Source organism: Actinomycetota bacterium, from assembly GCA_030018275.1.
GTDB lineage: Bacteria > Actinomycetota > Aquicultoria > Subteraquimicrobiales > Subteraquimicrobiaceae > Subteraquimicrobium.
This window is the reverse complement of record JASEGB010000027.1, coordinates 1-11,458: the sequence shown is the minus strand read 5'-3', so window position 1 is coordinate 11,458 and position 11,458 is coordinate 1. Positions and strand designations below refer to the sequence as shown.

General features: G+C 47.1%; 12 protein-coding genes. 2 read left to right on the top strand and 10 right to left on the bottom strand.

What is annotated here, in order from left to right; translation table 11 throughout:
* Positions 1-476 precede the first annotated feature (476 nt).
* Complete coding sequence (locus QMD66_07665; GenBank protein ID MDI6822703.1) at positions 477-1,571, top strand: FAD:protein FMN transferase; 1,095 nt, start codon at positions 477-479, stop codon at positions 1,569-1,571.
* A 183-nt stretch (positions 1,572-1,754) separates the two neighbouring features.
* On the opposite strand, the gene QMD66_07660 is transcribed toward QMD66_07665, so the two are convergent.
* From QMD66_07660 to dnaK, 9 genes are all read right to left on the bottom strand, one after another.
* Positions 1,755-1,907, bottom strand: a complete 153-nt coding sequence (locus QMD66_07660; protein MDI6822702.1) for a hypothetical protein — start codon at positions 1,905-1,907, stop codon at positions 1,755-1,757.
* Positions 1,904-2,257, bottom strand: a complete 354-nt coding sequence (locus QMD66_07655; protein MDI6822701.1) for a DUF3566 domain-containing protein — start codon at positions 2,255-2,257, stop codon at positions 1,904-1,906. Before QMD66_07655 ends, QMD66_07660 begins: the two co-directional genes overlap by 4 nt.
* Positions 2,258-2,270: 13 nt before the next feature.
* Positions 2,271-2,654, bottom strand: coding sequence for a DUF4870 domain-containing protein (locus QMD66_07650; GenBank protein ID MDI6822700.1), 384 nt, complete (start codon positions 2,652-2,654; stop codon positions 2,271-2,273).
* Positions 2,655-2,922: 268 nt separating this feature from the next.
* The gene (gene clpB / locus QMD66_07645) at positions 2,923-5,553 is read right to left on the bottom strand and encodes an ATP-dependent chaperone ClpB (GenBank protein ID MDI6822699.1); all 2,631 of its coding nucleotides are present in this window, start codon (positions 5,551-5,553) and stop codon (positions 2,923-2,925) included.
* Positions 5,554-5,569: 16 nt separating this feature from the next.
* Positions 5,570-5,980, bottom strand: coding sequence for a helix-turn-helix transcriptional regulator (locus QMD66_07640; protein MDI6822698.1), 411 nt, complete (start codon positions 5,978-5,980; stop codon positions 5,570-5,572).
* A gap of 13 nt (positions 5,981-5,993) precedes the next feature.
* Positions 5,994-7,100: a molecular chaperone DnaJ gene (gene dnaJ / locus QMD66_07635; GenBank protein ID MDI6822697.1), complete on the bottom strand. Its 1,107-nt coding sequence runs from the start codon at positions 7,098-7,100 to the stop codon at positions 5,994-5,996.
* A 100-nt stretch (positions 7,101-7,200) separates the two neighbouring features.
* Positions 7,201-7,812: a nucleotide exchange factor GrpE gene (grpE, locus tag QMD66_07630; protein MDI6822696.1), complete on the bottom strand. Its 612-nt coding sequence runs from the start codon at positions 7,810-7,812 to the stop codon at positions 7,201-7,203.
* A gap of 82 nt (positions 7,813-7,894) precedes the next feature.
* Positions 7,895-8,338, bottom strand: a complete 444-nt coding sequence (locus QMD66_07625) for an Hsp20/alpha crystallin family protein (protein ID MDI6822695.1) — start codon at positions 8,336-8,338, stop codon at positions 7,895-7,897.
* Positions 8,339-8,379: 41 nt separating this feature from the next.
* Positions 8,380-10,212 carry a molecular chaperone DnaK gene (gene dnaK, locus QMD66_07620; protein ID MDI6822694.1) on the bottom strand — a complete coding sequence of 611 codons (1,833 nt, stop codon included), beginning with the start codon at positions 10,210-10,212 and terminating at the stop codon, positions 8,380-8,382.
* 219 nt (positions 10,213-10,431) lie between these two features.
* On the opposite strand from dnaK, the gene QMD66_07615 reads away from it, so the two are divergent.
* A complete protein-coding gene (locus QMD66_07615; protein MDI6822693.1) occupies positions 10,432-10,614 on the top strand; it encodes a 4Fe-4S binding protein in 183 nt (60 codons plus the stop codon).
* 9 nt (positions 10,615-10,623) lie between these two features.
* Here QMD66_07615 and QMD66_07610 read toward each other — a convergent pair whose 3' ends face one another.
* Positions 10,624-11,235: a uracil-DNA glycosylase gene (locus QMD66_07610; protein ID MDI6822692.1), complete on the bottom strand. Its 612-nt coding sequence runs from the start codon at positions 11,233-11,235 to the stop codon at positions 10,624-10,626.
* Positions 11,236-11,458 lie beyond the last annotated feature (223 nt).

Genomic DNA, 11,458 nt, shown 5'->3' with positions numbered 1-11,458 from the left:
ATTTTGGATTGTCATTTTGCACTTTTCATTTTGAATTTTGAATTTGAGATGAGCTCAATTGAGATTAACATCTAGCCTATAGTTCTATTACATCCATGAATTATAACCCTTCTGGCCAAAAATGGCGAATTTGGTTTGATTGAAAGTTATTCAGAGGTATGAGGAACTCAAGACAAGACCAGAAGAAAAAAAGGAGGGACACACCTATCTATTATTTAATCTATTTCCAAAACACCTGTCCTAAAATCGATGTATATTTTAATATTCCTAAGAAAACTCAAGCCCAATAAGCCATCAACATAACTTCTCTGAGGTAGGTTATGAATGATTGCTTGAACTCATTTTTATATTTCTTTTTAACCTCCTCGATTTTCATATCTATCGCCATCTAATCCTTTCATATTTACTTATTTACTATAACATATGTTATATTCCCTATAAAAGCACCTAAAAACCCGGAGATATCTTCCAAAGATATGCCAAGACTATCTTCGCTGCGAAAAAATCGATGGATTTTGATTCTTTCCATTGGGCTAATGGCCTTGATTCTCTGGTGGGCACTCCGGGCTAAGGGCTATACCCAAGAGCCCTATGTGAAGGAGAGGGTTCTTTTGGGTACCTATGTTTCGATTAAGGCTTATGGAAAAGACCAAGGACGTGTTGAGAGAGCAGTGAACGAGGCCATGAGTGAGATGGAAAAAGTCCACAGATTGATGAATTTTTTCGACCCTTCAAGCGAAATCTCAAAGATAAACCAAAATGCAGGTAAAAAAGGGGTAAGAGTCTCATCCGAAGTAACTGCGGTCGTCTCCTTGAGCAAAGCATATGGTCAGAAAACCGCGGGGGCCTTCGACATCACCGTGGGACCTTTGACCCAACTGTGGAACTTTGAAAAAAAACCCCACATTCCCACCAAAGTGGAGTTGGATGAAAAATTGCCATTGCTGGATTTAAAAAGCATAAGTATCGGCAGAAAAAACAACTTAGTAAAACTGGAAAAACCGGGGATGAGATTGGATTTGGGTGGAGTAGCTAAGGGATACGCCACGGATAAAGCAATAGAGGCTCTAAAAAGGCATGGAATATCTCAAGCCCTGGTCACCACGGGGAGTACAACCCGTGTAATTGGCTCGAAGCCGAGGAGTAAACCATGGAGAATCGGTATTCAGCATCCTCGCTCAAAAAAGGGCGAAGAAGAAATCATTGGCATCCTTAAGTTCAGGGATGATAAAAGTGTGAGCACATCTGGCGATTATCAACGGTACTTCGTAAAGAAGGGTCGGCGGTATCACCATATACTCGACCCCAAAACGGGGATGCCCATTGAGGGATTGATGAGTGTCACGGTGGTCACCAGCAGAAGCTGCACTGAAGCCGATATTTTATCCACCGCCATCTTTGTAATGGGTTACCCGAAAGGCATGAACTTTATCGAGCAAACCAAGGATTTAGAGGGCGTGATCATTACCTCGGATGGGAAAGCTTGCGTCTCCTCGGGACTCAAAGGTAAAATTGAAAACCTCATCAGAGTGATTCAAGACTCTTTCTTAAACTTCCAACCAATGAGTTAAGCATTATTCTTATCTCTTCGCATGAAAGAAAGCGTTTCTCAAAGGTGGGTTTATCAATAAAACCTACGGCTTCACATTTTAGAAACCAATCTTGGCTTTCAGTGGTTGAACCACGTGCTATTATCGAATAACGCTGGAATTCCCTACCCTTGTTTTTACCAAATCCTTCGACGATATTGGCACTTATGGAAGAAACTGAACGAAGAAGCTGTTGGACGAGAATATTGCCACTTTATTTTTAGGGAATTTATTTACATCTTCAACGGTCTCTAAAAACAACTTATGCGCCTTTTGCCACACTGGTAAATCCCTAAAGTTTTTGATCTCGTCCTTCACTTCCTCACTTCCTCAATCTTAGTTTTCTCCTCGAGGTTGAGCGCGATGCCCCCGGTTATCATGGCTGTGAGATTATAAATTAAAGCTACGATGGCATTGAAGACGGCGTTGAAAATGCAAAAGAATATCCCCATAAAGAAGAAGACGACCAAAGCTATCCCACCGCTTATGCCCGCGGCCTGAAGAGCTTCCATGGCTTCCCTTCCCTCAGCGCCGAGCATGCCCGTGCTCAAAACCACAAGGTAACCAAGGACGACAAAGATGAAGAATATCAGGAAAAATATGAGGTAGGCAACTACACTGAATTTAAAAACCGACCAGGCTCCGATCCTTTTTACGAGCGTGGGCAATAAAATCACCTCCTTAAACATATTTCTCTGCCATATCGCCCAGGACTGGAAGCTTATACCTTCCCCCTTGATAAGCTTTGATCATCAAAATAATCCACAGAGCAAAAACGCCAATGCTATAAGCCGCCCCAAGTAGCATATAGATTATCGCGCCGATGATGGGAATATAGGTTAGAATCTCTCCCAAGATGGCGATAGCGATCCCAACCACGATTATAGCTACTCCGAAAAGAATAGCTTGCATGGCATGGAATCGGACATCCTTATTTTCCTTCTCAATCAGATAGAAAATAAGCCCAGTAAGCCAGGTCAAAAGATAGCAAAGAAGTCTGGCTACATTTGGCTCTATCCCAGTACTGGATTTTGGACGCTCGGGGGGAGTTGGTATTTCTTGCATCTCTGTCACTCCTTTCACAACCAACCATTTGAGCTCTCAAAATTTATCCCTAATTTAAGTAAAAATCCAAATATAGCATAATTCTAAATCCACACTCTAAAACCTCTTTCTTTCCTCGATATTTCTAAAGAATCTTCCCGAATTTAAATGCCTCACCAAATTTATCTGTCGGAAAACAATAAAGGAGCGAGGTAAACTCACCTCACTCCTCAAGTATAATTACCTGACCAAAAATTCAATCTCAAAGGGAGACAACATTGTTGGGATCCTAATTTGCAGCCTTCACCCTCTCTCGCTTCAGAAAAACAATTTTGTCTTCTACGCAATCGCCCTCTACGCAATCGCCCTCTTTAAATTCCCCTTCCAGTATCTTTAAACTCAATGGGTTTTGGATTTCTCTCTGTATGACTCGCTTCAGTGGTCTTGCCCCAAAGTTGGGATCGAACCCCTCCTTGGCCAAGAATTCCTTTGCTCCCTCGCTTAAAATTAAACTAATTTTCTTCTCAGCCAAGCGACGTTTGAGGTATCCAATTTGGATATCAACGATCTTCTTGATATCTCCCAGGGTCAAAGGATGGAAGATGATAATCTCATCTATACGATTCAAGAACTCGGGGCGAAAAGCCTTTTTTAACTCGCTCATGACCACTTTCTTCATTTCATTATAGTTGGATAATCCTTCTTCAGTCCTTGCGAATCCCACAGCCACCTTTTGGAGATGCGCCGTGCCCAGGTTCGAGGTCATGACGACGATGGTGTTCTTGAAATCCACGGTGCGCCCGTGCCCATCGGTCAGCCGACCATCATCTAAAATCTGGAGCAAGGTATTGAACACTTCCGGATGGGCTTTTTCTATTTCATCCAGCAAAATAACGGAATATGGTCTTCTTCTCACGGCTTCGGTGAGTTGCCCTCCCTCTTCATATCCCACGTATCCAGGAGGAGCCCCTATGAGTCTGGCAACGGTATGTCTCTCCATATACTCGCTCATATCCAATCTGACCATGGCCCTTTCATCGTCGAAAAGGAATTCGGCTAAAGCTCTGGCGAGCTCAGTTTTCCCCACACCCGTGGGACCGAGGAAGATGAAGGAACCGAGGGGACGACTGACATCCTGCAAACCAGCACGAGCTCTTCGGATGGTATCGGAGACGATCTTTATCGCTTCCTCCTGCCCCACAACCCTTTTGGAAAGGCGCTCTTCCATGAGGATGAGCTTCTCGATTTCTCCCTCCATGAGCCTGGAGACGGGGATTCCAGTCCATTTGGAGACAACCTCTGCGATGTCCTCCTCATCAACTTCCTCCTTGAGCATCCTGGGACCCTTTTGAAGCTTTAGCAGTTTCTCGTTTGCCTCCTTCAGTTGACACTCCAGTTCCAAGAGCTCGCCATATCTGAGCCTTGCAGCCTTTTCAAGATCGCCTTCTCTCTCAGCCTTCTGTTCTTCAAGTTTCGTTTGCTCGATTTTTTCCTTGAGTTCTCGAATACGGGAAATGATTTCCTTCTCCTTGAGCCATTGAGTCTTCATTCGATCGCCCTTCTCTTTGAGTTCTGCGAGCTCTTTTTCCAGCTTCTCCAATCTTTCCCTGGATGCTCTATCCTTCTCCTTCTTGAGCGCCTGCCTCTCTATCTCCAATTGCTTGATCTTCCTTTCAATGTCATCGATTTCGGAGGGCATGCTATCCATCTCAATGCGCAAATGAGAAGCCGCTTCGTCGATGAGATCAACGGCCTTATCCGGGAGAAATCGGTCGCTGATATACCTGTCGGAGAGGGTGGCGGCGGCTATGATCGCAGGATCGGTGATTCTCACTCCATGATGGACCTCGTAACGCTCTTTCAACCCCCTAAGGATGGCTATGGTATCCCCTACGGAGGGCTCCCGCACGAGGATGGGTTGGAACCTCCGCTCAAGGGCAGCATCCTTCTCCAAGCGCTTGCGATATTCATCGATGGTCGTTGCCCCCACGCAACGGAGTTCGCCCCGAGCGAGCATCGGTTTCAACATGTTGGCAGCATCAACCGCTCCTTCCGCAGCTCCAGCCCCAACTATGTTGTGCAATTCGTCGATGAATAGAATGATTTGGCCTTGTGCCTCGGTTATCTCCTTGAGAACTGCTTTGAGCCTGTCCTCAAACTCCCCACGATATTTCGTGCCCGCAATGAGAGCACCGATATCCAATGCGATGATCCGCTTATTTTTAAGACCATCGGGAACGTCTCCACTTGCGATGCGCTGTGCCAAGCCTTCGACTACGGCCGTCTTGCCCACACCTGGATCTCCCATAAGTACTGGGTTATTCTTCGTTCTCCGGGAAAGGACCTGAATCACCCGCCTGATTTCGTCGTCCCTTCCGATGACCGGATCTAATTTCCCCTTCCGAGCGAGTTCGGCCAAGTCGCGCCCGTAGCGATCGAGTGCTTGATATTTGTCCTCAGGGAAGGGGTCGGTTACCCTTTGATGTCCCCGAACCTTCGCCAAAACATCGTACAGGGCATCCTTGGTTAAACTAAATCTTTTTAGGATTGAGGATGCCTGACCCCCTTCCTCGATTATTGCCATAAGTAGGTGCTCAGTGCTGACGTACTCGTCTTTTAACTTCTCGGCTTCGGCGAAAGCGAGATCGAAGACCCTCTTCAATCGGGGGGTAACGTATATCGTTCCCACCTGTCCATATACCTTGGGAGTCTTTTCCAGCTCTCGCTCAACCTCGGTTTTGATCGCCTCGGGGCTTATCTCCAGCTTCTTTAAAATGGTGGAGACAACACCCTCGGATTGCTGAAGAAGGACAAGGAGCAAGTGCTCTACATCCACCTGCTGGTGGTTCCTATCCTCAGCCACCCTTTGGGCATCACCGATTGCCTCCTGAGCCTTCACCGTAAATTTATCGAATCTCATCCTCACCACTCCATAATTACCTTCTTACGATTTCACCTCGTGGAATGAGAACCAAATCCCGCCGATGACTTCGGCGGATATTCTCCATCCTCTCCTCCACTTCCCGCTCAAAATCCTCAAACCTTTTCTCGGCTTCGTCCAGAGCCTTCTTCATAACCTCCAATTCTCGCCTGAGATCCATGATGAGCCTCACCCCGGCGAGGTTTACCCCACATTCCTGGGTGAGCCGTTGAATGTATTTGAGCCTCTGGATATCCTCGGCCGAGTACAGTCGCGTACTCCCAGGTGTGCGGCTGGGTCTAATTAGCTTTTTCCGCTCATAGATCCTTAGCGTCTGTGGATGCACGCCCGCTAGCTTGGCAGCCACGCTGATCATATATACCGGAATATCGATATCCCTGAAATCCTCCTCTTTTTTCTTCTTCATAGTGATCACCACCTCAAGAACCCCTGGTCATCGCCCTCTCCAGATGTTCTCTGGGATTTTCCTTACGTTTATTGGCGAATCTGACCAAAAGCTCTTTCTCCTCCGAAGTTAGCTTGGTGGGAACGACCACGTGAATGGTTATTAACATGTCGCCACGCCCCCAACCATGGAGCCGAGGAGCTCCTCTCCCTTTCAACCGGAAAATCTGCCCGTCCTGGGTGCCGGGTGGAATCTTTAAGGAAACCGTACCATTTACGGTGGGTACTTTGATGCTAGCTCCTAGGGCTGCTTCGGTGAGTGTGATCGGTAGATCGAGCAAAATATTAGTACCCTTCCTCTTAAAAAACGAGTGCGGAGCTACGTTGGTGATGATATATAAATCTCCAGGAGGTCCACCTCTTACTCCTGGCTCTCCCTTCTCTCTCAACCTTATCTTGGAGCCATCCTCTACACCGGGGGGTATTTTCACCTCCACCCTTTTGGTTTGCTCTACGGTACCCGCCCCCCGACAAGTGGGACAGGGAGCTTCTATTATCGTTCCCCGACCCATGCATTTATGACAGGTTCGACTGAGGCTAAAGAAACCTTGATTGTAGGCAACCATTCCCTTGCCGCCGCAGACTGGACAGACCACGGGTGAGGTACCGGGCTTCGCCCCAGTTCCTCCACATGTACGACAACTCACTTCTTCGTTGAGATCTATGCTTGTGGTTGTCCCTCTAAGCGCATCCTCAAAGGAGAGATTGACATTGTAATATAGGTCCCTTCCAGCTTGAGGGTATTCTCGTCTAAATCCAAAATCCCTGAATATGTCGAATATGTCCGAAAACTCAAAGTCACCGAAGGGTCTCTCGAAACCAAAATCCCTGAAGGGAGAAAATCCCGTTTCGAAGAAGCGAACACCCTGGTCATACTCCTGACGCTTCTTTGGATCGCTTAAAACCTCGTAGGCTTCGTTTACTTCCTTGAATTTCTCCTCGGCTTCCTTTTTATTGGATGGATTGGCGTCAGGGTGGTATTTACGGGCAAGTCCCCGATAGCTCCTCTTGATCTCCTCCTGAGTGGCATCTTTGCTAACTCCAAGGATTTTATAGTAATCCTTATATCTTCTACCGAACACTTAACTCACCACACCATTTCACCAATTTAAAATGCAAAGATCAAAAATTGAATTTTACTTTGTCATTTTGCATTTTGATTTTTAAATTTTGAATTTGAAGCTATTGGCTATCGTCGATCGGCGGCCTCTTGGACACTTTGACCGCTGCAGGTCGAAGAAGCTTCTCCTTCAAAAGATAGCCCTTGAGCAAAACCTCAACCACCGTATCCTCGTTGTGTTCATCGCTTTCAACTTGCATAAGGGCTTCGTGTCTCAAGGGGTCGAATTTTTCTCCCAAGGGATCGATGATCTTTAAGCCCTCTTTCTCGAGAATGCCCTTGAGTTGGGAGTGGACCATTTCCACGCCCTTGAGTAAATTATCGGGATTTTTATTTTCTCGAGAGGCTTCCAATGCTCTCTCCAAATTATCGAGGATTGGTAGCAGCTGCATGATTATATTCTGTGACGCCATCTCCAAAAACTGAGTCTGCTCCTTCACCATGCGCTTCTTAAAATTCTCAAAATCGGCTTTAAGTCGTTTCAAGGTATGCAGATAATCGGTAGCTTCTGCTTCCTTCGCCTTAAGCTTTTTCTCAAGCGTTGCTAAATCTTCTTTACCCACTTTGGTCTTTTTCCTTGAAACTCTCTTGGTTCCTTCCTCGCAGGTTTCTTCGCCCTGTGGAAGGGTTTCTCTTCTTGTCCCTTTTCCTTCGATCTTCTCTTTCTCTGTCACTTACTTCACCTCTCCTCCCGACTCAAGATGCTTCCAAAACAAAGAATGGAGGGGCTTCCACTTCAATTCATTGCCACTCAACTTACTTTGGTTGAACTTTGACCTTAACCTTTTTCGGTCTTGCCACCTCGATTTTGGGTAAGGTAACTTCGAGGATACCATCCTTGAAGGTGGCGCTGACGTCCGCCGTCTTGACGCTCGTGGGAAGTGGAATCACCCGTTCAAAAGCTCCATAGCGCCTCTCAATTCTATAATAATTCTCCTCCTTTACCTCCTCGGAGAATTTACGCTCGCCTTTAATAGTTAGAGAATCTTCGTTTACATGTATTTCCACATCTTCCGCTTTGAGTCCAGGCAGCTCTGCCTTGACCACGAGCTTGTCATCCATCTCATACATATCGATGGCTGGAGCCCACCTGCCCAAACGAGGTCTCTCTTCTAAACCGAAGGTCCTCTCGAAAAGTCTTCCAATTTCATTCTGAAGGGCGAGAAAATCTCTAAATGGATCCCATCTTATAATGGCCATTTTCATCTCCTCCTTTTGAAGCCCCTCCTAAATTAGAGAAATTATTTCTTCTTCCTCTCTTCGTCTTCTTCCACTTCGGCATCGACGACGCCTTCATCGCCTCCGGTCTCCTTTTTGCCTGCGCTTTGAGCTTGCTGTTGTTGCTGGGCGTAAAGTACCTCAGCGATCTTATAGGAAGCCTGCATGAGCTCATCCGAAGCCTTCTTAATCCTTTCTATATCATCGGTCTTGAGAGCCTCCTTCACCTCAGAGACGGCGCTTTCGATGCGCTCCCTATCGGCGGCTGGCAATTTATCGCCGACCTCTCTCAGAGACTTCTCAGTGGTGTAAACGAGGTTATCGGCGTTGTTCTTAATCTCGGCGGCTTCTCTCTTCCTGCGATCCTCTTCAGCGTGAGCCTCGGCATCCTTTATCATCTTATCGATCTCTTCCTTGCTCAAGGCGGTGCTTCCGGTGACCGTCATCTTCTGCTCTTTCCCAGTGCCCAAGTCCTTGGCGGAGACGTGGACGATGCCATTTACATCGATATCGAAGGCGACCTCGATTTGAGGAACTCCCCTTGGTGCGGGAGGAATCCCCAAAAGATGGAAGCGACCTAAGGTCACATTATCCGCAGCCATGGGGCGCTCCCCTTGAACGACGTGAATCTCAACGCTGGTCTGACCATCCTCAGCGGTGGTGAAGATCTCGCTCTTCTTCGTGGGAATTGCGGTATTGCGCTCGATGAGTCTGGTTGCTATACCACCCTTGGTTTCAATTCCAAGGGAAAGCGGAGTTACGTCGATGAGAAGTAATTCCTCCTTGACTTCACCCATGATGATGCCCGCTTGGATCGCCGCACCAACGGCTACGACCTCATCGGGATTGATGTCCTTTCGGGCTTCTTTCCCTGTCAGATCTTTCACCAGACTTTGGATTATGGGCATCCGTGTAGCCCCGCCAACGAGGATCACGTGATCGAAATCCCCCGCCTTAAGTCCTGCATCTTTCATCGCCTGGACGGCAGGACCACGGCATCTCTCGACTAAATCGGTGGTCATGTGCTCAAGCTGAGAGCGGGTTAAGCTCATCTCCAGGTGTAGAGGACCCTCCGAAGTGGCGGTGATGAAAGGAAGATGTATGGTCGTCTCCAGAGTTGAGGAGAGCTCACACTTCGCCTTCTCAGCTGCCTCCTTCAAGCGCTGGAGAGCCATCCTATCCTTCCTCAAGTCCACACCATATTTGGACTTGAAGTCATCGGCCATCCAGTCCATTATCCTCCGATCCCAATCATCTCCACCCAGATGGTTATCTCCGCTAGTCGCCTTGACCTGAAAGACTCCCTCTTCGATCTCAAGGATGGAGACGTCAAAGGTACCCCCACCGAGGTCGAAGACTAAAATGCGTCCTTTGCCTCCCTTTTCCAGACCATACGCTAAAGCAGCCGCGGTGGGCTCGTTGATAATTCTCAACACATCCAGACCAGCGATGGTTCCCGCATCCTTAGTGGCCTGACGTTGAGCATCCTGGAAGTAGGCGGGAACGGTGACAACGGCTTTTGTGATTTTTTCTCCCAGATGAGCCTCGGCATCCCTCTTCAGCTTTTGAAGGACAAAGGCGGAAATTTGCTGAGGGGTATAGGTCTTGTTGTCGATGGTCTTCTTCCAATCCGAGCCCATGCTCCGTTTTATGGAGATAACGGTGCGATCGGGATTGGTGATCGCCTGTCTCTTAGCAATCTCCCCTACCAGCATCTCCCCCGTTTTCGAGAAAGCCACGACGGATGGAGTTACCCTGCCACCCTCGGCATTGGGGATCACTATGGATTCGCCTGCCTCCATATAGGCGATGCAAGAGTTGGTTGTACCGAGATCGATGCCTATGGGCTTTGCCATTTAAATCACCCCTGATTCTTAATTTTAAGTACATTTTTAATATAAAATCTAAGTCTATTATTGTGAAGATTTCTATTATTGTCAAGATTTTTTAAAAATATCTCCCATGACCCTTGGGGGAAGAATTTCTTCTTTTTTTAAAATTCTCCTTTACAAGAACTCCCGATTCTTGTATAAAGTTAGAGAAAAATATCCTTGAACGAAAAAGGAGTGAAAATTATGGCCAGACCCATAATAGATGAAGAAGAATGCACCGGCTGCGGTATCTGTGTCGACAGCTGTCCCAATGGGGTTCTTGAAATGGCGGATGATATCGTAACCATTGTCAATGAGGATGCTTGCGAAGGTTGCGGGACTTGCATGGAAGAATGTCCCATGGGAGCCATCGAAATCGAGGAATGATGATTCGGCTTACTTCCCCAAAATTTGCCTGAGTCTCTCCAAATCTCGCCAAAATTCCCTCTTTGCCTGAGGATCCTTTAAGGCTCCCTCGGGTTCGTGTGTCATAAGAACCTGTATATCTGGTCTCAACCTAACGACTCTTCTAGGGCTGAAGGGATTTTTATGTTCCTCTAAGGAAATCGATTTCAAAAAGGTGAAGGCCAATGGTCCCATGGCCACGATAACTTTGGGTCCCAATATCTCTATCTCGGTTTTCAAATATTCTTTGCATGCTTCAACGTGTTCGATGGACACGCTTTGGACATCGGGTAAAAAACATTTCACGGCATTTGTACCGTAAACATCGGTTATATCCATATTCAACCTATCAAAGGCCTTAAAAAGAGCCTCTCCCACCTTTCCAAAGAAGGCCACGCCCTCTGAATCCTCAAGCTTGGTCGGCGCACCCTTAACGAACATAATATCGGCAAGGGGATAGCCGGCACCGGGAAGTGGCTGTTTGCAAGCTTTTCGAAAACTGCATCTGGCACAGCTCCTTATCCTTTCCGCCAAACAATTTATCTCTCCTATCGCCTTCTCCAAAATTTTCAAGAATATCTCGCTTTCCCTGGACCAAGTCATTGGTCATCGCCCCTCTAGCCCATCTTAAAAATTAGGCTTAAACCTCCAAAATCCTCCAAAATCATCGATTTAAATAGCCAACGAAAAAGGTGCGGATCTCCCGCATACGGCTCTCCAGTCGGTGGTCCACCTCCTAGAGGATTGACAGACCGACGCATGGGCTGCAAGGAGTGAGAACAGCCCATGTTCGGCAAAGAAGGAATTTGGCCAGCGCTGTACCTAA